The sequence below is a fragment of the Adlercreutzia murintestinalis genome (genome assembly GCF_943192905.1).
Classification (GTDB): Bacteria; Actinomycetota; Coriobacteriia; order Coriobacteriales; family Eggerthellaceae; genus Adlercreutzia_A; species Adlercreutzia_A murintestinalis.
On sequence record NZ_CALPCC010000001.1, the window covers coordinates 77516 to 100849 of the forward strand.

Consider the following 23334-nt stretch of genomic DNA (forward strand, 5'->3'; position numbering starts at 1 on the left):
GATGCCTTCATTACTTGTGGCGGCTGTCCGCCAAGTCGTGCGTAGCAGCAGATTGCTGCCAGGTCCTGCTGGTCGTGCTATAGGTACAAGTTCCCCAACCCATGGATTCCGAAAGCTGCATCCTAAAAGACCGCTCTCAAAACCCATGGAGGATCTCCTGGTTATCAGTCTTGTCTGCCTTCCGCAGCGTTTGTATCCGCCACGTCACCATTGCTCTCGAAGAGGTATTCCGTGTTCTCGTACTGAGATTCCTTCAATGACACGATCCACTTGATCTTGGCGATCTCGCCCCATGCATGCTCTTCGCCGGCGTAGCGCATGTTCATGCTGAACCGCGATCCGTCATACGACAGTTTCAAATGGTCCTCGATGAGCTGCGTCAAATCGCTCTCATCAGCCGCCGGTCCTATCAGCAACCGATCGCTCGCAGCCAGCGATCCACCATTAATGCCAAAGCTCTTGTTGCTGTAACTGAACGCCACGCCGCTATCAATATCGGTCATGCCAGACAGATCGGCACCCGTCTCATCCTTGAACAGGTCGAGCACTACCGTTTGGTTGGTCACCTCAGACTCAGCACCCACCAGCAGCGTACGTGGCGTGCGCGACACAATGCGCACCGTGTCATCCGACATGCTCTCGGTGGCGGTCAGATCCAACCTGATATGAGCCAGCACATCCTTGCTGTCAGGCAGATCAGCGCTATAGACCACTTTCCAACCCGCATACAGATTCAGCACGCCATTATTCTCATCGGGTAGTTCGAGTGCATTCTCGCCACCCAGCAACTCGAGTACGGTGTACTCATGACCTGGCAAGAATGTGGCCTTCTTCGTGCCGTCCGCATCGTCGAGCACGTTCCAACTTGCAATGTTGTAGCTGAAGATGGAGTCACTCACCGAAGGCTTGGTCGTGCCGGTCGTATCCTGCGACGGCAACTTTATCTTATCGTTCACACCCAGATCGGTGTAGTAGCCATCGTCGGCGTTCACTGTGCACATATCGCGCGGTCGTATGCTATTGAACTTCCAGAAGTCGATGCTGTAGGTGCGCTCGTTCCACGTGGCGCACAGCGTCACCTCCTGCGTGGACGGATCAGCCGCACCCGCTGCGGGCACCGCTGTAAAACCGAGACGTACAAACGTGCTGTTCGCATCGCCATCAAGCGTCACCTTGTCGGTCAACCCAAACTGCTGGCTTTTATCCTCAAGCTGCCATCCGGTATGCGTGAAGCCTACCGGCGATACGATCGCCGTAGAACTTCCCACGTTCGGCTGCGTAGCTGCGCTTGCCAAATCGGCGTACGCGAACTCAGTAGCCGCCAGTGTGGAATCATCCGGCGCATCGGGCATACCGGCAATATAGGCATGCTTATACACCAGCTTATACGCAATCGTCTTGAATACCGTAGTGAAGCTCAGGTTCTCAGTCACGTCCTTGTTGGGTAAATCGGCAGCCGCAGCGTTCTGGTCACGATCGGTTGTAGCGGCGTATTCATTCGTTGGCAGCCATTTCGCGAAATAGTTGCCCGCAGCCGGATCGAAGAAGCCACTCACCTCGTCCAGCGCAGCAGCTGCATCCGCCACCGTTGCCGGCGTTCCTACTTCGTTCGCGCTAGCACCACTGCCATGATCATACGTAACCGTGGATGTCACCACACCATCATCGGCGGTATAGACACCACCGGTACCCGTCCGAAACTCCACGGTGTACTGCTTCTTGAAGTACACGCGCAAGCAGCCGGTACCGTCCTCCTTCACCTCGGCGCCATCGTTGCGTGCCTCCGTGATACCTTCGTCGTACTCGTAGCCGCCAAGCGCAGGCACCTTATACTCATCGTCCAAGGTCAGCGCCTCGCCCATGCTGCCATATCCCAGATACATCATGACACCGTCGCCGGTAGCATAGGTACCATCAGCAGCCTCGTAATAGGCGTACACGTAATACGGAATGTCTGTGCGCCAATGCCACACTGCATACAATGGCAGCGTCACGTTATTGCCCGTCACAGCGTTTTGGGTGACGATGGCCGACACAAGCGTAGCCTCGTTTAGAGGATTCTTCGGCGCATACTTGTTCTCGCCCTCTTCGCTGCCATACGCCCATGCATTCAGGCTATAGCCCGGCTTCGTGAACGTATCGCGCGGCAGCTCCACGCTCTCGTGATACTTGATGCCTGTGGCCAGCGTAGTGCCGCCCGAAGTAACCGCACCGTTGCGCAGCACGATGTCATAGCTGTACTCGTTCCATTGGGGCACCAGCGTGATACCGCGTGTCGTAGTGCTCAACGCCGGATCGTTCGGATCATATTCCACCTCGAACATATCCCGGAACGCCATTACTCCAACACCGCCTGCGGCAATGCCCACCTCGAACACGTTCTTGCTCAAATCGCTGTCGGCAGTATTCCAACCCAAGTGCTCGTATCCGTAACCGCTGTAGATGTTGCGCCCTAGCTGCAAGTTGCCTTCTTGCAACACGCCGTCTACATAGAGGCCGTCATCAAGGCCGTCATCGCGCAGCGTGAGCTTCGCCTTGTTGGCGGGCAGCGTTACGCTATCCTTCGGCGCGCCATCTCCATCGGTGGCGTAGTTGTGCGCGAACGTGATGGAGAACTCGATGAACTCCCATTGCGGGTACAGGTAGATATCAGTGGAGTTCCACGGATCATCCATGTACTCGGCGCTCCCGGTGCCATCAACGATCTCCTTGATGGAAAGCGATGTGGCCGTATCGGCAGCAGCCGTCTTGTTCGCCTCAACATCTGCCAGAGTGCTGTTGTACTTCCGCGTACCCCATGCGGTGTAGTAGCGGCCGTCATAGCGCAGATCCGTCACATCGGCCCCCAGCATGCTCACCGTGCCTTCGTTGTATCCGATGTTCTGCACCACCTGCACGTCCTTGTCCTGGACGAATGGCCGTTTGTGGCTGTACAGGTCGTTGCGGAAGTGAACGGTGTAGTTCTTCTCGGTCCAGCCCGCGTAGAGCATGAGCGTACGACCGATCAGGAGCCCTTCGTTCGCCTCGACGAAACTACCCGAATCAGGCACGTATTCGCGGATGTCGATGGCATCACCCGCAGACAGCTTGTTGCCGCCCCAGGTGTTCTCTTCGTTATCGTAGGTTGTGTACCAACTGTCGAAGTTATGCCCGCGCAGCCGTGGCGATGGCAGCGTGTAGCTGGCAGCCGCCGTGGCCGTTGTCTCGAAAGCCACCAGAGGTGTGTCCTCGGGCAACCCTTCTACTGACGTTTGACCAGGCGTGGTCAACACCACGTAGTACTCAATGGGCGTCCATTGCGCATACAGTTGCACGATAGAACCACGCACGACCGTGCGGTCAGTAAAGCTGGAAGGCAGAATGCCCGTCTGGCCTGTGGTGAACTTGACGCCGGTACCGTCCGCATTGGTGGTCCATGCCGTTACCTCATAACCCACGCGCTTGAAGCCCGCACCGTTGCTCAGCGTGCTGGCTGCGGCCATGTTCATGTAGTCGCGCGCGATAGTGCCCGTACCACCGTTAGCGTTATAGCGCACCTCATAGGTGTCCACCGCCGGGTTCATCCAGCGTGCGTAGTACGTCTTGCCCGCCATGGATGACTCCATGGTGTCCGATATCTCGTTGCCGCCCGTGGCAGCAGCCGTGTCGTACCAGCCCAAGAACACCATGCCGTCACGATAGACGCGGTGGGTAGGCAGTTGCATCTTCTCGCCGACGGTGGAGAAGGTGGCGGCAGGATTGGTTGAGGTGCTGTACAACCCCGCACGCGCCATATTCTCGTTAGCGAATCTGCCACCATTCGGATTGAAATACACCGCTGCGGCTCCATCGATCACGAGCGGGTTCGTGTTGTTCCCTGGATCGTTCAGGTCACCGCGCACCACCGTGCCTACGGTCTCGTAATCGCATTCCATCACGTTCGTGTTGAACAGATGGATACCCGATTGAGCAGCAAAGCCATTCGTTCCCGGCGCCGAGATGGCATCATAACTGGCACCCGTTGCTGGCGCACCATACCCGGAATCGGGGATAATGAAGGTAAAGTTATATGCTTCGCCGGAGGTCGCCTTCTCGAGTGTGACGTACGATCCGGTTGAGGGGAACCAGAACCCCTTCAACTCGGTCAGTGCATTACCGCCATTGGACAAGTTATTGCCACGTGGATAATTGAACCACCGCTTCCATATCTCGTCGGTCATGAACCATGAATGCAACTGAGCTCCCGCTGCGGGCACATTCACGGTCACCGTGCTGCCAGGTCCTGGTCCATCGACCGTGCCTCCGGTCCACGTGATGGTCCCCTTGAAGGCGTCTGACACACTCTCACTCGCTGTGGTAGAAAACATCCAGTCTTGGCCCGCATTGGGATAGTTGAAGTTCTCTATCACGTATCTACTAGCAATACGAACCACACCATTGCTGACCGCAGAGTAATCCCATGTGTTCGTCGCCGTGGCCCATCGTGCATAGTAACGCTTGCCCGCCACAGCTGAAGTCAGGGTATCCGGGAGACGCTCGCCACCCGTAGCTGCACTGGTGTCATACCATCCTGCGAACACTTTGCCTGCCGGCGCATCCAAGACCGATTCAGGCGTGTAGATGCGCTCGCCGATCGTTGACCATACTGCTGCAGCATAACTTGTCTTCGTCTGCCTACCGCCTTCTCCTTCGCTGTAATAGGCATAGCGATACTGACCGCCGTTCGGATAGAAGTAGACCGCAGCCGATCCTTCTACCTCAGCAGTACCGTCGTGAGTATCTCCGCTTACAATGGTGCCGGTATCCTCATACACCGCATCGATAAGTCCTTTTGTGTAGTTGATACGCAGACCTGTCGTTCCTGTATCCGTGCTATTCTGTGCATAGTCAGCATCGGTAGGATTCGGACTGCGCACGTAGTCGGTCCTCGTACCGGCCTCTGAGCTGGAAAAACCTGAGGCAGGCAGCACGAATGAGAACGTATATGACTCCCCTGAAACAGCGGTCTCAAGTGAGACATAGGACCCGGTTGACGGGAAGCGGAAACCAAGTAGCTTCTTGACCGCATCGCCACCTTGCACTGACGTGTTAACAGTACCCCAACCCGCACCATCGCCTTCCGAGAACCACATGCGGTATACCTCTTCGGTGGCGAACCATGGATGCAGGTCATACCCACCCCGAGGCATATCTACCGTGATAGTACTACCCGCCGCTGGTCCGCGATCGGTGCCACCTGTCCACGATATCTTTCCACGAAACGATCCGTGTCCACTGTTCGTACCAAACAACCAGTTCGTACTATTCTTCGGATAGTTCAAACTGTCGATGATGAAGTCGCTCGAGATGCACATGATGCCGGTACCACATGTGGAATAGTCGAACGTATTCGTGGCTGCTTGCCAGCGAGCGTAATAGGCTTTACCCGCCATATCTGATGTCATTGTATCGGGGATAGGATTACCACCTGTCGCAGCAGCCGTGTCGTACCAGCCAACGAAAACATAGTTATCTCGATACAAGCGCCCCGTTGAGGGAAGTTGCACTTCTCCCCCAATGTCAGACCATACCGACGCACCCGAGCTGGTGTAATCGGGAAGACCTAGCGCATCCATCTTCGTGTTTTCATAAACGCCACCATTCGGGAAGAATACGACCGCAGCCGATCCCTCGATCGCCAACGGGTCACTCGTGCTTGTTGGCTTATGCCAATCGCCCGATATCACTTTGCCCGTATCTTCAAATACGCACTCAACGATACCGGGTGTGAAATGCATGGATACACCTACGTATCCATCAGCCGCAGGTGACGAGGGGCCGGTAATATAGTCAGGTCTACCGCTCTTTGACGTTCCTAACCCTTCATCAGGGATGATGAATGAGAACGTGAACGCCTCGCCGGAAGTGATCTGATCTAGCGTTACATACGAATTGGTAGTAGGGAAGCGGAAACCGACCAGCTTGCGCAGAGGGCCTTCGACGTCATCTGCATAGCCGTTTTCAAGCGAAGGCTTATATTCCCCGGTGAGCCAGCGACGATATACTTCTGTTGTCATGAACTCAGGATGCAGCTTCATGCCACCACTGGCCACATTGACGGTAACTACACTGCCCGCCGTAGGTGAAGCTGCCGTACCGCCTGTCCACTTAATGTCACCAATGAAAGTATTTTGCATTGATGATCGGCCCAGACTTCCGAACGTCCAATTCTGGCGATTCATTTCCTTATTCACCGCCACCTGACTATCGGTGGCAATGGTGATGATAGAAGGATCGCTCGCAGTGTACGTGAAACCGTACTCAGGCGTTTCTGCAGCAGGAGTTGCCGCGGCACGCGCAGCAAACACGTTCGTGGAGGCGCTGGCCAAGGCAATATCGCGCATGACCAGATTCTCGCCGCCCAGTTCAAACGAAGCCTGAGCGCTGTCATCGGTACCGGTATACGCCGCCGTCTCGAGGCGCACGTCTTCGCTGTTGATGGTGGTCAGGGCCATCTCCGGCACCTTCAACGTCAAGCTCACCGCCACGTTGGAGTTGCCAACCTGCTTGGCCTCCACATCACCGGTCTCGGTATCCACGCTGATCGCGCGCGCTTTGTAGGCATAATTCACTTCAATGGCACCGGGTGCCTCTAGGCTGCCCTCGTTGAACAGATTGGCCGACTCACCCTCGGCAAGCTGCACCGTGGCATCGCTTAGCTGTACGCCATACGGGTAAATATGATTGCCGCTCGCAGGCAGACCGGCGCTGATGGCATAGTTGCCATCGGCGCGGACGGGTACATACACGCTCAAGTTGGTGCTGCCGTCGAATGCGGCGTCAGACACCAGCGCCACATCACGCAGGGCCACCACCACCGTGCCGTTCAGCTCGCCGAACGCCTGCGCACCCAGCGTTTCCAGGCCAGTCGGCAGCACAACAGACAAAAGCGCAGTGTCCATGAACGCCCGTACGCCAATGCGGCTGACCGCATTGGGCAGCGAGATCGTCTGCAAGCTAGTGCACCCGGCGAAAGCTCCGTCGTCCACACTGGTCAGCGTGTCAGGCGCATCCACGGTCACCACACTGGTCTGACCAGCAAATCCGTCCGACGCGATAGTGGAAACGGCGTAGTTCGTACCGTCGAGCACGCCATAAGCGGGAATGCGCAGCGCCGCCGGAGCAGCATCTTCGCCTTCCCAGCGCACTGCCAGCGTGTAGTCATCCAGCAGCGTGAAGGCAAATCCGCTGCCTTCGGCCGGCTCGATGACATCACCCGGCTGCGCCGAGGTATTAAAGTGTGTGAAGCCCGCGGCCTCCCAAGCGCCGCGCGCCGCATCATCGGTGTCAAGCGCCACGGTAGCGTTCTCCACCGTCTGCGGCATGAAAGCGGGCACCGGCCACACGGCGGTGTCGCCCTCGGCGCTTTCGCCACCTTCGGCCTGCTCAACGGTGGCTACCGCTGCGTCATAGACCGGGTTCACCACGATGCTCTGCACATCGCCATGCACCACGATCGTGTCAAGTGCGGCGTTGCCCCAGAAGGCACCTTCCGCAATATGCTTGGTTTCCGGCGCGATCTCAACGCTTGACCCGATGCCAGCCGGAGCCGCCACCAGCGTTGTCATATCCGCCGTATACAAAAGACCGTTCCGCGAGGTGAGGGACTGGCTACCAGTGCCCCCGTTGGGAAAGACCATGGCCGAAAGCTTGTGGCAACGGGTTAAGACGCAAGCAGGGACAGAGGCCAAGGTCAACGGGAGCACGGCAGCGCCCTCCATACCCTCTGGAACGAGGAGGAGGTCGGTTAGAGCTGCATTGAACAGCATGCCGTTATTGCTTTGATAGTCAGGGTTGTCGGCGGCCACGCTGATGGCGGTGGCGCCGGGGAACTGCTGGAAGAAGGCGGGATCGATGTGCTCGACGCTCGCCGGAAGCGCAATGGAGGTCACACCGGGCGCCTTTTCGGCATCGGTGTAGAAGTCATGCGTGTAGGGATTTGCGGACGCGAGTGCGCCAGATTCGCTATTTGTTGCGGAATTGTAACCCGCCGGGACGCTTGCAGAGGTATCGGTGGTCGGCTCAGCAGCTGCTTTCTGGTTGAGGCTGTCGTTGGTTACGGCACTCGTCAGCCCAGATTGCGCGAACCCCCCCCCCGCAAGTCCGATTCTCGAAACTTTGTACGCGTTCGTGCCGCTCGTGATCTCAGCGGGCACGGTGAGCGCACCTTTCGGCGCGGTGCCGGTCCAGCCGGTCAGCGTCACCGTGTTGTCGCCGTCGTTGTTCAGCACGTAGGCAAGACCGCCGAACGCAATGGCAGTGGCGGCGCCTTCGCCCTGCGTCAGGTCAACCTGCACGCTCAGGATGTCGTCCTGCTCAGGCGCGGCGGTATCGGCGCTAGCCGGGATGCTGGTGGCACCCTCGGAGGCGGCATCGGTCGCAATGTCGCTCGGCTGGGAGGAAGCATCGGCGGAATCGCTTGCGGACGCTGCGGCATCCGGAGCTGCGCTGTCGGCCGACGCCATGGTGTCAGAACTGCTCGCAGCATCGCCTGCCTGGTCGGCCGCGTTGCCGTCAGAAGCACCGGAGACGCCCTCAAGCGGCACGTCTTCCGAGTGGATGGTCGACGCGATATCGCTCGACTGGCCGCTGCCAGCCGCATAGGCGTTGGATGTGAGAGCTTGGCTTGGCACGAGCCCAAAAGCTAACGCCAGCACAAGAGCAGCGCGCGAGGCGCAACCCCAAAGGGTCATCTTCTTCGTTTCCATGAAAAGCCGTCCCTTGCTTTTCCGAAGCGTGTCCGCTTCTATTTTTTCCCGATGTACGTCGATAAACGACGCGGTAACCGTACCATTCCAAAAACGAAAACTGCAACCCTATTCACATTTTCAACATAGGACTTTTTATCTATTTGAAGAATAATAAGGAACGCAAGAAATGCCTGTTCAGGGCATATTTTTTGCATTGTTGCGCGATGAAAAACGCATCCGATCGAGCGAGGCTATCTTCTTCGGCACCGCCTTGAGCAGCCATGCCCTTCCGCACATCACCCTTCACGGTAAGGCCCTCAATCCCACGGATCAGGCTCGAAAAAGGGTGATTCGATAGGCCGGTCGCTATACGGATCGTAGCCGTCATCATCCTCGTTGGGCGCCCGCATGAATGGATCGTCGCGACGCGGTGACCGAGCGGTCTTCTCTTCGTCCATGCCTCTTCCTTTCATCCCTCTGCGATCCGCTCTCCATTCCGGACGAATTCCCTGACGTTGTTGATATCATCCATGAAATGCGAGAAGAGCGCAGAGCTTAGCAACGGGTAGCACCAGGCCGCCAGCCTGGTGCTCACGCGAATCGGCTACCTGACACTCCTTACTGGAAGTAGCGCACGCCCGCCTCGAAAAGCGGTTGCGGGCGATTGTCCGGCACGTTCTGATACAAGCCTTCGCCTGCACGCTCGGTGTGTCCCATCTTGCCGAACACACGACCGTCGGGGCTCGTAATGCCTTCAATGGCCAGCACGCTGCCGTTAGGGTTGGCCGCCAGATCCAGAGACGGCACGCCCTCAACGTCCACGTATTGCGTGGCCACCTGCCCCGCCAACACCAGCTCGTCCACCAACGCAGGCGGCGCAACGAAGCGCCCTTCCCCGTGGCTGATGGCCACCGTATGCACGTCGCCCACCTGGCAATCAGCCAGCCACGGCGACAGGTTCGACGCCACGCGCGTGCGCACCAGGCAGCTCTGGTGGCGACCGATCTGGTTGTACGTCAGCGTGGGGCTCTCTGCGGTTGGCTCCACAATGTCGCCGTACGGCACCAGCCCCAGCTTCACCAGCGCTTGGAATCCGTTGCAGATGCCCAGCATGAGCCCGTCGCGGTTCTGAAGCAGATCGCGCACCGCTTCGGTCACGGCCGGTGCCCGGAAGAACGACGTGATGAACTTAGCCGAACCGTCCGGCTCGTCGCCGCCGCTGAACCCGCCCGGCAGCATGACGATCTGCGCGGCGCGAATATTGCACACCAGCTGATCGGCGCTCTCGCGCACCGCATCGGGCGTCAGGTTGTTGATGATCTGCGTTTCCACCACCGCACCCGCGCGCTCGAAAGCCGCCTGCGTGTCGTATTCGCAGTTCGTGCCCGGAAACACCGGAATGAGCACCCGCGGCCGCGCGATAGCCGGACCGCTGAACGTTGCCACCGGCCGCGCGGTGTAGCTGACCGTGGACACCTCGAACGCTTCGGGCGTCTCAGGCGCCTCAGATTCCCCAAATGCTTCGTGCACCTCAGACGTCTCAGCATCCCCACGAGCGCTGTCATCCGGTGCGCCCGCCTGGCAGCTGCGATACGGGAACACCTCTTCCAACGCGCTTTCCCACGTCTCCTGAATAACGGCCAAGTCAGCAACGTCATCGCGCAAGGCCATGGTATAGCTCTGCGTGGTCACGCCCAGCGACAGCACCTCGCAGCCGCTTGCGGCCTTATCAGCCGCCGCGGCTCCCTCAGCCTCTGCGCGCGCGGACATCTCTGCGTCCGCATCTTCATCTGCGTCCGCATCTTCATCTGCTGCCGCGTCGCCATCCAGCGCCGCGCCTTCGTAGAGCGCCACTCCCGCCGCACGCAGCGCCGCGCACGCCGTCTCAGCGGTATGCCCCTCGGCCAGCTCCACCACGAACGTGCCGAAGGCCATCTCGCGCATATCATCCAAGATCACATCGTCATCAAGCGCGATGCCCAACCGGTTGCCCACGCACATCTTGAACAGCGCCTCGCCCAAGCCGGTCGCGTTCAGCGTCGCGCAGGCGCGCACTATGCCCTGCCCGATCAGCGTCTCCACCGCATCCAGCGCAGCATTGATATCATCGGGCACATCCGACACCGGACACACCCACACCACCTTGCTGCCCGCCTGCTTGAACTCGGGCGACGTGATGCGCTCGATGCTGCCCAGCGCCGTGGCGAAACTCACCAGCGTGGGCGGCACATCCAGATCCTCGAAGCTGCCCGACATGGAATCCTTGCCACCAATGGCGCCCACGCCGAACGCCAGCTGCGCTTGCAGCGCGCCCAGCAGCGCCGCCGTGGGCATGCCCCAGCGCTCGGGGTCGTCGCCCAGCTTCGGGAAGTACTCCTGGAACGTCAGGTACATGCGCTCGCGCGTGAAGCCGGTCGCCACCAGCTTGGCAATGGACTCCAGCACCGCGAGGTAGGCCCCCGCAAACGGATTCGCCTCGCTCACGAAGGGGTCGAAGCCCCACGCCAAACCCGACACCGTGGTGGTCTGGCCGCCCAGCACCGGCAGCTTCGACACCATGGCCTGCGCCGGTGTCAGCTGATGGGCGCCGCCGAACGGCATGAGCACCGTGCCCGCACCGATGGTAGAGTCGAAGCGCTCAACCAGGCCCTTGTTCGAGGCCACGTTCAGATCGCGCACCAGCGCATCAAGATACTGAGCGAGCGTCTGAGCTGCATGAGTTGACCCCTGCACCAGCACCTCTTCCACGCCGGGCAACTGCCCAATGCGCACTGCCGCCTGCTTGGGGGCGCCATTGCTCGCCAGGAAGGCACGGCTCACATCCACGATGCGCTGACCGCGCCACTCCATGCGCACGCGCGGTTCGGCGGTCACCTGTGCCACCGGCGTGGCCTCCAAGTTCTCCGCGCGCGCCAGCTCGATGAAGCGATCGACGTCGTCAGCCGCCAGCGCCACCGCCATGCGCTCCTGGCTCTCAGAGATGGCCAGTTCCGTGCCGTCAAGCCCTTCGTACTTCTTCGGAATGCGATCCAGGTATATCTCGAGTCCATCGGCCAGCTCGCCAATGGCCACCGACACGCCGCCCGCGCCGAAATCGTTGCAACGCTTGATCATCTGGCACGCTTCGCTGTTGCGGAACAGACGCTGGATCTTGCGCTCGACCGGCGGGTTGCCCTTCTGCACCTCGGCGCCGCACGTTTCGATGGAAGTAGCGCTATGCGCCTTCGACGAACCCGTGGCACCACCGATGCCATCGCGCCCGGTGCGGCCGCCCAAAAGCACCACCACATCACCCGGCGCAGGCGTTTCGCGACGCACATCGCGCGCGGGCGTGGCGCCCACCACCGCGCCGATCTCCATGCGCTTCGCCGCGTAGCCCGGGTGGTACAGCTCGCTCACCTGCCCGGTTGCGAGCCCGATCTGGTTGCCATACGAGGAATACCCCTCGGCCGCCGTGATGCACAGCTTGCGCTGCGGCAGCTTGCCCGGCAGCGTCTGGTCAAGCGGCACGGTGGGATCGGCCGCCCCGGTCACACGCATGGCCTGATACACGTACGCCCTGCCCGAAAGCGGGTCGCGAATGGCGCCACCCAAGCATGTGGCCGCGCCGCCGAACGGCTCGATCTCGGTGGGATGGTTGTGCGTCTCGTTCTTGAACAGGTACAGCCAATCCTCTTCCTGTCCACGCACATCAACCTTGCAACGCACAGTGCAGGCGTTGATCTCTTCCGATTCGTCCAGGTCGGTCAGCTCGCCGGTTTCCTTCAGCGCCTTGGCGCCAATGGTGCCCATGTCCATCAGGCACACCGGCCGATCGGCGCGCCCCAGCTCGCTGCGCACGTGCTGATACAGATCGAAAGCCGTGCGCACGGCTTCGTCATCTATTTGAATGTCGGTGAGCTCGGTGCCGAACGTGGTGTGCCGACAGTGATCTGACCAGTACGTGTCCACCATCTTCACCTCGGTGATGGTGGGCGGGCGCCCCTCTTCGCGGAAATACTGCTGCAAGAACGTGATGTCGCCCACATCCATGGCCAGCCCGCGCTCGGCGATGAACGCTGCGAGCGCCGCCTGATCAAGCTCGAGGAAACCTGCGAGCACCTCCACGTCGGCGGGCACCGGGAACTCCTGGTCAAGCGTGGCCACCGTGTCCAGCTGCGCCTCGCGCGCCTCCACCGGATTGATCACATAGTGCTTGATGGCGTCCACGTCAGCATCGGATAGGCTGCCCTCTAACACGTAGACGGTGGCCGTGCGCACCTCAGGGCGCACCTGTTGACCGATCAGCAGCATGCATTCCGCCGCGCTGTCGGCGCGCTGGTCGAACTGCCCCGGCAGCGATTCCACCGCGAACACGGCGGGAGCACCCGGCGCGTCCACCTCGTGCCCGAGCGCTTCTGCAAGACTGCGGTAGGTCGCATCCACCTGCGGCTCGCTGAACACCCCGGCCACGCTCGCATCGAAGAGCGTCTGATCGGCGCCGTCCACATCGTAGCGGTTCAGCACGCGCAGGCGCTTGAGCGCATCCACGCCCAGCACATCGCGAATCTCGGCCTCTAAGCTGCGCGTGTGCGGATCGAAACCCGGCTTCTTCTCAACATAGATGCGATCGACCATGTTCTCTCCCACGTCTCGTTTGAACCGCTTACCCCACGCAAGCCCGGCCGCGCTACGCTTTGTCGGAGCCTCCCGTTGCGTCAGATTCGCCCTTCTCTGCCGCTTCGCGCGCCTCATCGGCCGCCTGTGCCTGCTTAGCTGCCTCTGCTTCCTGGGCCTTCTTGCGACGCGCCCCCAAGCCGCGGCGGCTCTTCACCACCGGCTTAGCGTCCTCGGCCTTCGCCTCGACCTCTGCGTCCTTCTGCGCCTTCTTGCCCTCGCGCTTGGCCTGCTTCTCATCCTTAGCCTCCAGCGCGGCCATGCGCTCTTGGTAGGCGCGACGCTCTTTGCGAATCTTCGAGAAGTCGATATAGAACGCGAAGATGATCAGCGCGTAGGCCAGGAACAGCGCCACGATGGCCAACCAATCCGGCTGCACGCCGCGCAGCGCCCACGACGCCGCCACGCACACGATGGCGCCGATCAGCGCCAGCCACCAGGTGCGGCGCAGCTGCTTGTAGCGCGGGGTGTCGGGCTTGTAGTACTTGCGATCCAGTTCGCGCTGACGTTCTTGCTCGGCTTTGCGCGTTGCCTTTTGCGCCGCTTTGCGCTCGGCTGGCGTCTTCTTCTTGGTGCCAACGGTTACGGTGGCGGCCGCTTTGCTCTTAGGCTTGGCCGAGGCAGCGCTCTTGCGCGTGACGCCGCGCTTGGTTTCACTGTTGTAGCGTTCGTTCATGGGGTTGCGCTGGGACATGCAAAACTCCTGTTCGGGCGAATATCTTACCGAGCATTATACAAAGAAACGAGAGGGGACCGAGGGGCTCGAGCGGCGCTAGACTAGCGGAGCCCCCGTGATCAGCTCATAGGCCTGCAGGTACTTCTGCGACGTCTTCTCTATCACCTCGGCGGGCAGATGCGGTGGCTCGCCCGTGCGGTCCCAGTTGGCCGCCAGCCAGTCGCGCACGTATTGCTTGTCGAAGCTGGGCTGATCGGCGCCCGGCGCGTACGTGTCCGCTGGCCAGAACCGCGACGAATCCGGGGTCAGCACCTCGTCTCCCAGCACGATGCGCCCATCTGCGCCGCGCCCGAACTCGAATTTCGTGTCCGCGATGATGATGCCGCGCGCCGCCGCGTAGTCGGCCGCCGCCTGGTACAGGTGCGTTGAGAGGCGGCTGAGCTCCTGCGCGTCGTCCACCCCGACCAGCTGCGCGCAGCGGTCGAAGCTGATGTTCTCGTCGTGGCCGCCCACCTCCGCCTTCGTCGACGGCGTGAAGATGGGCTGCGGCAGCTTCGACGAATTCTCCAGCCCCTCGGGCAGGTGGATGCCGCACACCGTGCCCTGCGCGCGGTACTCCTTGAGGCCGCTGCCTGCCAGATACCCGCGCATGATGCATTCCACCGGGAACATCTCGATCTTGCGCACGATCATGAAGCGCCCCGCCAGCCAGTCGGCCCACGGCTCGAACTCGTCCGGCAGGTCGGCAACGTCGGTGCTGAGCATATGGTTGTCCACCACACCGTCCAGCATCTCGAACCAGAACTTCGAGAGCTGCGTCAGCACCTGCCCTTTGTAGGGGATCTCGTCGGGCAGGATGTAGTCGAAGGCACTGATGCGGTCGGTGGTCACCAGCATCAGGCGGTCGCCCAGATCGTAGATGTCGCGCACCTTGCCTTGACTGGCAGGATGCAGCATCTCGGCCATACTCGTGGAATTCGCGCTCATTGGTCTCCCTCGTTTCTCGCCTACTTGCTCTTGCTCACCATCAAGCATTCAGGGGCGGCTGGGGCCGCCGCGGCTGCCGCGCATTGCTGCGAGCGCGCACGCGCGAGATGGTGTCCTCGTACAGCGGAATATGGATGGTGAACGTAGCGCCCTTGCCCGTTTCGCCTTCCACGCCAACCCAGCCGTTGTGTCGATCGACGATCTCCTTCACCACAGCAAGGCCAATGCCAAGGCCGCCGCTTTCGCGATTGCGCCCCGCGTCAGCGCGCCAGAAGCGACTGAACACCATCTTGGCCTCTTCGGGAGACAGCCCGATGCCCGTGTCCTTCACCGAGATGTTCGCCATGGCGGTGCCGCGCCGCACCGACACGTCCACACCGCCCGAGGGCGTATAGCGCACGGCATTGCTGATCAGGTTGACCACGGCCTGACGGATCATGTCGGAATCGCCCCGCACCAGCACGCGATTGTCCGCGTAAAAGCCCAGCTTCAGGCCCGAATCGGATACGAACTGCTCGTGTGTCTGCACGATCTCGCCCACCAGCTCGCCCAGATCGATCACTTTCTCGTTCATGGGTCGGCTGCGGTTCTCCAGGCGGCTCAGCTTCAGCAGCGCGTCCACCAAACGGCTCAGGCGCTGCACCTCGGTGTTCACCATGGCCAGGTGCTCGGCATCCGTATCGTACACGCCATCGATCATGGCCTCGATGCTGGCCTGGATGCTCATGAGCGGCGTGCGCAGCTCGTGCGCCACGTCGCTCGTCAGACGCTGCTCCAGCCGCCGGTCCTTCTCCACCGACGCGATCATGCTGTCGAAGGTCTCGCCCAGATGCGCGATCTCGTCTTCGCCGGTCAGATTGCTACGCGCTTCGAACTTGCCCGCCTTCACCGCCGCGGCCGTGCGCGTCAGCCGGTTGATAGGGGCCACCAGCGCGCGGGCGAACGCCACGCCGAACAGCGTGGACACCGCTACCGCCGCGATGCCCGAGAACGCCAGCGCGGCGTACGAGTTGTCGCGGAACTGCTGGTCGAGCTTGCTCATGAGCGTGTCGGAGCCGTACATCCACATGCGCACGCTGCCCACCACCGTGCCGTCCGAGATAATGTTCGCCAGCGCGATCTGCGCCGGGTCGGTAGGCTCGAAGGTGGTGCCGTCGGGGCCTTCCACGCTTTCGCCGGTGGTTTCGTAGATGGTGTTGCCCTGGTCGTCCAGCACTTTGATGCCCGCGTCGGGCGACACCACGGCTGCCTGCACGATGGCGGCCACGGTGTCGGGCTCAAGGTGGCCGGTCTCTTTGTACGACACGGCGATGCGGCTTGCCGCGGTGGATGCCACCGTCTCCATGTTCTCGGTGGTGTACTTCTGGAAATACTGCCCCCACACCATGGATATGCCGCCGATGGCAATAGCTGCCGTTAAGGCCGCCACCATGGCGAACGCGAGCGAGGTGCGCGAAACGTATGAGAGGTTGCTCCAGCGCAGGCGGCTCAGGCGTTTGGGCTTGGTCTCTTCGACGGGTTCTTCGGGCTCGGGCGTCTCGTCGGATGCGGCTTGATCAGCTTTCGCAGCGCTGGCGGCCACCGCAACGGCTACCGCGGAGTCCCATGCAGATTGCGCGGAGCTGACCGTGGACGATGCGGGGCTGTCAGTCGCGGATGGTGCAGATGCAGGACTGGCTCCAGACGATGCCGAATCGGCCGCGGATGACTCGACCGCTCCTGCTGATGCGGGTGCCGCCGCGTCGACCGCAGAGGCGCCGTCGGCATTGGCGGCGTCGGATAGAGCGCTGGGTTCGTTTACCTGCTTCTTTTCGTCCATATCTGCGAGCGGATCGGTTCTCCTGAGCTGATCTGATGCGGTAAGGGCGCGCTATGCCTGCTGCGTGGGATCTTCGAAGCGATAACCAACCCCGTGCACCGTGTGCAGCCACGTGGGACTCTTCGGGTTGTCGCCGATCTTCGCACGCAGGTTCTTCACGTGGCTGTCAATGGTGCGCTCGTAGCCCTCGAAGTCGTAGCCGAGCACCTTCTCCACCAGCTCCATGCGGCTGTACACGCGGCCCGGATAGCGCGAGAGCGTGGTCAGCAGCTTGAATTCGCTGGCGGTCAGGTCGATTTCCTTGCCGTTGACCAGCACCTTGTGCCCCGAGATGTCGATGGTCAGCGCGCCGAACTCCAGCACTTCGCGTTGCGGCGCATCGTCGGAATGCACGCGGCGCAGCAGGGCGCGCACGCGCGCCACCAGCTCGCGCGGGCTGAATGGCTTCACCAGGTAGTCGTCGGCGCCCAGCTCAAGACCGATGATGCGGTCCTCAACTTCGCCTTTGGCGGTCAGCATGATGATGGGCACATCGGAGTTATCGCGGATGACGCGGCACACGCGCTCGCCCGGCACCTTCGGCAGCATGAGGTCCAAGATGACCAGGTCGTAGTGGTGCTTGCCGAACTCGTCCAGCGCCTCTTGGCCATCGGCCACGCCGGTGACCCAGTAATTCTCACGCTCAAGATACGCCATGACGGCGTCGCGGATGTTCTTCTCGTCCTCAACCAACAGGATGCGCGGTGTCTCGCTGCTCATAAACTCCGGTCCTTCCGGTGTGCGACCCGCCGACGCTCGATGCTTCGCTGCTTGACACTCCATGCTTCGACGCTCGATACTTCGATGGGCATATTCGGCCTCAGAATACAGTCTTGGGAATATTGTACCTTTTGCTGAAAAATGATGCGCGCACGTTGCCTGAATGACACAATAGTGGCATGCCAATGAACCATCAGAAACGCCCGCGCACGAGCGGCCATGCACGAAGCGCTTCGCAGCCAGCTCGGTGGGGAGCACATCAAGCGCGAACCACGCGCACGACGCGCCCCTCTGTGGCGCGAGAACGGCGGGCGGGCAGCGTTCCTGCTCAAGGGGCAGCACCTGCCAAAACCGCGAGCAAGACTAAAGCAACGGCGCCCACCAAAGCTGCGGACACCACCAGAGCCAAAGCCAAGCCGCTCTACGTCGGCAAACCGGGCAGCGGGCAGGACTCCGCTGCGCGCGCGAGCCTTCCACGGGACCGGCGAGCGCTGGGCGAGGTTCTGCTCACCCGACGCGGGTTCTTGTACGGGGCGGCCGCAGTCGGTGCGGCGGCCGCGGTAGGCGTGGGCACCTATGCGGCCACAGGCGGCTTCAAGCGCACGCCCGACGTGCTCTCGTTGGAAGTGAGTCAAGACCAGGTATTCACCACCGAGCAGTGCGAGTACCTCGACGACGCAAGCCAGCTGCTCACGCCCCGACAGACTATCTCGCTGCCGTACGGGTCCATGGTGTGGGCCACCGATCCGGACGTAGCTGCCACCCTGCTGCCCACCGATCAGGGGTCGCCCCTGACCCAGGTGGGGCTGATCTCGCTGGGAAACGGAGCGGTGCGCACCATCCTTGAATCGGCGGTGGGCGCGGCTGAGGGCTACGAGATCTACGACGCTCGCGCCACCTCGTCTGGTCTGATCTGGACCGAAGCCGATATCTTGGACGGCAACTGGCGTATCTACCAAGCAGCGTTCTCTGGCGATGCGCTGGGGCAGCCGGTGCTGGTGCACGAGGCTGGCCCCGACTGGGAGATGCCAACGCTCACTGCGGGCGGCGACTACGCCTTCTGGCAGGTGCTTCCCGTACTGGACGGCGCAGCTGCCCGCGAGGATAGCCTGATGGTGTGCACGCGCTTCGGGGCCGCCGCAAGCGATTCGCGCACGCTGTATACCTCGCACGGGCGCATGGCGTGTAGCCCTAGCCCTACTGCCACCGGCATCGCCTTCGCACCGCGCGCCGACACCGCGGACACGCGCTACCAGCTCACGCAGGTAGACGCCGCGACCGGCGAGGTGACCGACGCGCTGACGCTGCCCGCATCCATGAAGCCCATCTACGTGGCGTACGGGCCCACCGGGTTCTCGTTCTCCTTCGACGGCATCTACAGCTATGGCGACGGCATCGCGAATCTAGGCACCTATACGCCGGTTGCCGCCCCGGCCTACGATCTGACCAGCGCGCGCACCGAGGCGCGAGCGGCTGCCACCGACGACAAGGGGCAACTCTCCGACCGCGCAGCCGAGGTGGCCGATGCGCAGGCCGCACAGTCGGTGGCCCAGCTGTATAGCGCCGCCGACTGGTTCCGCTTCCCGCGCACGCCGGTCACGCCGCCGTGCTGGTATGGCGACTGGTTCGTGGTGAAGAGCACCTCAGCCGTGGCGGGCGTCAACGTGCGCGACCGCCGCTACTTCACGCTCGAGGTGGAAAACGGTGCACCGGATTATGGCGAGTTCCTTGCTTCCTATGGCACAGCGCAGAACTTGGTGACCTACACCAATATCGACTACACGCCCATCAATGGCGACCCCATCAACGAATGCCGCGTGAAAGTGTGGGAGAGCGCCTGATCCGCCGCCTTTGTCCAGCCTGATCACCCTGCCGCCTCCCTCTACAAGCTCGGGTAGACGAGTGAGGGTGAAAAGCATCTGATCAGCCGCTTTTCACCCTCCCTTGGGTGGTCAACTGATCCCAGCGTCAAGCGTAGAAAGTATCTGATTCACCGCTTTTCACCCTCCGATCACCCGGCGGGCAGATTAAAACGCGGAAAAGTGCCAAAATTTTCGTTTTTTTACCTTTTATTGGCACAAAAAGGCCTCGAAAAGGCGAAATGGGCTCATTTGAGCCCATATTAGGTGCCTGGTACCGGCTAAAACCGTCCATTTCCCGCAAAATGCTCCGAAAAACCGTTCATTTTGTCCCCGATCCGCCTTTTTGATGGCATTTTGTGCCACGCGGGAGGCAAAACGAGCAAAAAGAATCCGAATAAGGCCACAACGAGCTGGGTTACGAGAAATCGAGTTCTTCCAGCCGCTCGAAGATGGGGTCGATGCGCGTCAGGAACGCACGCGGATCGAAGATGGCGTCCAGCTGCTCAGCCGTGAGCATGGCGGCATCTGGGTCGGCCTCGATGTTCTGCCGGAAGCTGGGGCCCTGCACCGCATTCTGGATGTCCTCCCACACGCGCATGGCGTTGCGCTGCACGATCACGTAGGCGTCCTCGCGCGTGAGGCCTGCCTCCACCAGCGCCAGCAACACCTTCGACGAGAAGATGAGTCCGCGCGTGCGCCACAGGTTGTGCTCCATCTTGTTCGGGTAGGTTTGCAGCCCGTCCAGCATCCACTGCATCTTGCCGAACAGATAGTCCAGCGCGATGAAGCTATCGGCCAGCGCCACGCGCTCGGCGCTGGAGTGGCTGATGTCGCGCTCGTACCACAGCGCCACATCATCGAAGGCCACCTGCGCGTTCGCCTTCACCACGCGCGCCAGCCCACAAACGCGCTCGGCGGTGATGGGGTTGCGCTTGTGCGGCATGGCCGACGAGCCCTTCTGCCCGCGCGTGAACGGCTCTTCGGCCTCGATCACGTCGCTTTGCTGCAACAGACGCACCTGCATGGCGATGCTCTCAAGCGTGGAGGCGGTACACGCCAGCGCGGCGGCCATCTGCGCGTGGCGGTCGCGCGCGAGCACCTGCGTGGAGAGCGGATCGGGCACGAGCCCCAGCTTCTCGCAGACGAACTGCTCCACGAACGGGTCGATGCTGGAATACGTGCCAACCGCGCCCGAGATGGCACCCACCGCGCACACCTCGCGCGCCTGCTGCATGCGCACCAAGCACCGATGCAGTGCCCACGCCCAGCTGCCGAACTTCATGCCGAACGTCATGGGCTCGGCGTGGATGCCGTGCGTGCGCCCCACGCACAGCACATCGCGCATCTCCAGCGCACGGCGGCGGCACGTCTCGCCCAGCTGGCGGATGTCGTTGATGATGATGTCGGCCGCCTGCACGATCTGGTAGCTCAGTGCGGTATCGCCCAGGTCACTTGAGGTCATGCCGAAGTGCACCCAACGGCTAGGCTTCTCGGCGCCTTCCGGCACGTCCGCGTCGATGTTCTCCGCCATGTTCGTGGTAAAGGCGATCACGTCGTGGTTGGTCACCTGCTCGATCTCGGCGATGCGCGCCGCGTCGGCCGCCGCGTGATCGCGGATCCACTGCGCCTCCTCGCGCGTGATGCCGCACTGGCCCAGCTCGGCCTGCGCCTCGCACGCCAGCACCTCTATCTCGCGCCAGATGTCGAATTTGTTCTGGAAGTCCCAGATATGGCCCATCTCCGGGCGGGTGTAGCGGTCGATCATCACAAGCTCCTTCTTTAGCGTCGGCGCCCCCAAGGCGATCGTAGCAACCGCCCGCGGTGAGCCGCCCGTGCGCACCATGATTCGCGTACGACAATTTTAATCTACTTGGAGCGCTCCCTTGCGGTGTCTGTCGAATTGTTTCACGTGAAACAGTGCGAGCGCGAAAGATGCAGCGATGGCGCTGACGCGGGGGCTTACTACGTCCGTCGAATTGTTTCACGTGAAACAGTGCGAGCGCAAAAGATGAAGCGATGGCGCTGACGCGGGGGCTTACTACGTCCGTCGAATTGTTTCACGTGAAACAGTGCGAGCGCAAAAGATGAAGCGATGGCGCTGACGCGGGGGCTTACTACGTCCATCGAATTGTTTCACGTGAAACACCGTGCGCAGGTGCGGCGGTTAAAATACTTACCGCGTTTGAACGTGCTGAAATGCGCGATTCCCATGCCTGAATTGTTTCACGTGCAACATTGCGCGCTTGGAGCGATCAGGAAGATTGAGGCGGTCGAAGCGGCGGTTGCAGCAGATAGAGTGCCCACCACGCTTGTGGCCACCGAAACGCACGCAGCACATGCCCAACGCCACCCGAAAGCTCATGTCCAACACCACGCGAAGGCGCACGGTGCACGCACGCTCAAAGCGACCGGAAAATGGCACGCACCTCGTCCAGCACGCTGTTGTCAGCCACCACGATCACCTGATCGCCCGGATAGAGCATCAGATCGTCGGAGGCCACCTCGGCATCGTCCTCGTAGGCCACCGCCACCGCAAGCGCGCCCTCCGGCAGCTCGATATCGCCCAGCGCGATGCCCTCTTCATCGGAATGGCGCCGCATGTGCCCCACGGTGAACTCGGTCAGCGTCACGTTGCCATGCGAAAGCGACGTGACCACCGACACGTTGCCCAACAGCGCCTCTTCCTCGATCAGGTTGGCGATCAGCGTGGTGGATGACACGCACTCGATGCCCACCTTGCGGAAGATGCGCAGGTTCTTCGGGCTGTTCACGCGCCCGATTACGCGGTCAACATGGAACACGCGCTGCGCGATCTCGCACGCCACCAGGTTCGTGTCGTCTTGGCCGGTGGCACCCACGAAGATATCGGCGTTGCGAATGCCCGCATCCTCTTGGAAACGCGAGTCGCAGCAATCGCCGCAAATGATCAGATAGCGCCCCTCAAGCGCCACCGACAGCCCGTCGGCCAGCTGCTTGTTCTGCTCGATGACCGCCACCTCGTTGCCGCTCTCGAGCAGCACGTTGGCCAGATACGATCCCACTTTCCCGCCGCCAGCGATCACGATGTACATCTACTTCGCCTCGCCTTCACGCGCGGCAGCGCCCTCATCGATGCTGTCCAGCAACTGCTTCACGTCGGCCACATCCGACACCACGGGCACCCCAGCCGCAGCGGCCGCATCGTCGCCCACCGCTTGCATGTACTTCTGAAAGTGACCGATGTAGTCGTGCCTGATGCACGCAAGCACGGTATCGCCGCCGTAGAGCACACTGTCAGAGGTAGGAATGCTGCTGGCCGAACCATCGCCGCGCTCGAAGGCGATGATGCGCGCATCGTGCCCGCGCTCAAGCTCGCTCACACGAATGGACCGTGGCGGCCCCAGCGGATCGCCTCCGTCCAGACGCAAGCTGAACTCCAGCACCTCGCATTCGCCGAACGTGGTGATATGGCTGCCATGCCCGCTCATGACCTTGCTGAACATCTCTTCGGCCACCAACGACGTCCCGCACACATAGTCGATGCCCAGCTGCATGTAAGCGCGCTCGCGGCCGGGATTATACAACCGCGCGATCACATGCCGCACGTCGAACAGGCGGTTGGCCACCTCGGCGCACATGAGGTTGGTGTTGTCGAACTGCGTGACCGCGGCCAACACGTCGCACTCCTCCACGCCCGCGCGCACCAGCGCATCCTCATCGAAGCCGATGCCTTGCACCGTTGACCCATTGAAGTTGCGGCCCAAATTGGCGAACGCATCAGCCGAACGGTCGATGCAGCACACGTTGTTGCCAGCATCGGAGAGCATGATGGCCAGCTGAGACCCCACGCGCCCGCATCCCACTATGATCACATTGCTCATGGAACAG

11 protein-coding genes are annotated in these 23334 nt (G+C 61.4%); 1 reads left to right on the plus strand and 10 read right to left on the minus strand.

Features of this window, described 5'->3' with window-relative positions:
- Positions 1-164: 164 nt before the first annotated feature.
- From NFR19_RS00320 to NFR19_RS00350, 7 genes are all read right to left on the minus strand, one after another.
- The gene (locus tag NFR19_RS00320; protein WP_251211779.1) at positions 165-8726 is read right to left on the minus strand and encodes a leucine-rich repeat protein; all 8562 of its coding nucleotides are present in this window, start codon (positions 8724-8726) and stop codon (positions 165-167) included.
- 299 nt (positions 8727-9025) lie between these two features.
- Complete coding sequence (locus tag NFR19_RS00325; protein WP_251211780.1) at positions 9026-9166, minus strand: hypothetical protein; 141 nt, start codon at positions 9164-9166, stop codon at positions 9026-9028.
- A 160-nt stretch (positions 9167-9326) separates the two neighbouring features.
- Positions 9327-13325, minus strand: coding sequence for a phosphoribosylformylglycinamidine synthase (locus tag NFR19_RS00330; protein ID WP_251211822.1), 3999 nt, complete (start codon positions 13323-13325; stop codon positions 9327-9329).
- A 52-nt stretch (positions 13326-13377) separates the two neighbouring features.
- On the minus strand, positions 13378-14058 hold the full coding sequence (locus NFR19_RS00335; protein WP_251211781.1) for a hypothetical protein: 681 nt from the start codon (positions 14056-14058) through the stop codon (positions 13378-13380).
- Between the two features lie 78 nt (positions 14059-14136).
- The gene (locus NFR19_RS00340) at positions 14137-15027 is read right to left on the minus strand and encodes a phosphoribosylaminoimidazolesuccinocarboxamide synthase (RefSeq protein WP_251211782.1); all 891 of its coding nucleotides are present in this window, start codon (positions 15025-15027) and stop codon (positions 14137-14139) included.
- A gap of 40 nt (positions 15028-15067) precedes the next feature.
- Entirely contained in the window at positions 15068-16846 is a 1779-nt protein-coding gene (locus NFR19_RS00345; RefSeq protein ID WP_251211783.1) for a sensor histidine kinase, read from the minus strand.
- Positions 16847-16897: 51 nt separating this feature from the next.
- A complete protein-coding gene (locus NFR19_RS00350) occupies positions 16898-17605 on the minus strand; it encodes a response regulator transcription factor (protein WP_251211784.1) in 708 nt (235 codons plus the stop codon).
- Between the two features lie 293 nt (positions 17606-17898).
- Here NFR19_RS00350 and NFR19_RS00355 point away from each other — a divergent pair, with 293 nt between their 5' ends.
- Complete coding sequence (locus tag NFR19_RS00355; protein WP_251211785.1) at positions 17899-19446, plus strand: twin-arginine translocation signal domain-containing protein; 1548 nt, start codon at positions 17899-17901, stop codon at positions 19444-19446.
- 436 nt (positions 19447-19882) lie between these two features.
- On the opposite strand, the gene purB is transcribed toward NFR19_RS00355, so the two are convergent.
- The 3 genes from purB to NFR19_RS00370 all read right to left on the minus strand — a co-directional run bounded on the left by purB (position 19883) and on the right by NFR19_RS00370 (position 23327).
- On the minus strand, positions 19883-21232 hold the full coding sequence (gene purB / locus NFR19_RS00360; protein ID WP_251211786.1) for an adenylosuccinate lyase: 1350 nt from the start codon (positions 21230-21232) through the stop codon (positions 19883-19885).
- A gap of 634 nt (positions 21233-21866) precedes the next feature.
- Positions 21867-22538: a potassium channel family protein gene (locus NFR19_RS00365; protein ID WP_251211787.1), complete on the minus strand. Its 672-nt coding sequence runs from the start codon at positions 22536-22538 to the stop codon at positions 21867-21869.
- Positions 22539-23327 (minus strand): potassium channel family protein, encoded by a 789-nt coding sequence (locus tag NFR19_RS00370; protein ID WP_251211788.1) that lies wholly within the window; start codon positions 23325-23327, stop codon positions 22539-22541. It lies immediately after the preceding gene.
- Positions 23328-23334: the final 7 nt, after the last annotated feature.

Coding starts and splice junctions, on each gene's coding strand:
- NFR19_RS00320 (WP_251211779.1), bottom strand. CDS start 8,726: ATGGAAACGAAGAAGATGACCCTTTGGGGTTGCGCCTCGCGCGCTGCT.
- NFR19_RS00325 (WP_251211780.1), bottom strand. CDS start 9,166: ATGGACGAAGAGAAGACCGCTCGGTCACCGCGTCGCGACGATCCATTC.
- NFR19_RS00330 (WP_251211822.1), bottom strand. CDS start 13,325: ATGGTCGATCGCATCTATGTTGAGAAGAAGCCGGGTTTCGATCCGCAC.
- NFR19_RS00335 (WP_251211781.1), bottom strand. CDS start 14,058: ATGTCCCAGCGCAACCCCATGAACGAACGCTACAACAGTGAAACCAAG.
- NFR19_RS00340 (WP_251211782.1), bottom strand. CDS start 15,027: ATGAGCGCGAATTCCACGAGTATGGCCGAGATGCTGCATCCTGCCAGT.
- NFR19_RS00345 (WP_251211783.1), bottom strand. CDS start 16,846: ATGGACGAAAAGAAGCAGGTAAACGAACCCAGCGCTCTATCCGACGCC.
- NFR19_RS00350 (WP_251211784.1), bottom strand. CDS start 17,605: ATGAGCAGCGAGACACCGCGCATCCTGTTGGTTGAGGACGAGAAGAAC.
- purB (WP_251211786.1), bottom strand. CDS start 21,232: ATGATCGACCGCTACACCCGCCCGGAGATGGGCCATATCTGGGACTTC.
- NFR19_RS00365 (WP_251211787.1), bottom strand. CDS start 22,538: ATGTACATCGTGATCGCTGGCGGCGGGAAAGTGGGATCGTATCTGGCC.
- NFR19_RS00370 (WP_251211788.1), bottom strand. CDS start 23,327: ATGAGCAATGTGATCATAGTGGGATGCGGGCGCGTGGGGTCTCAGCTG.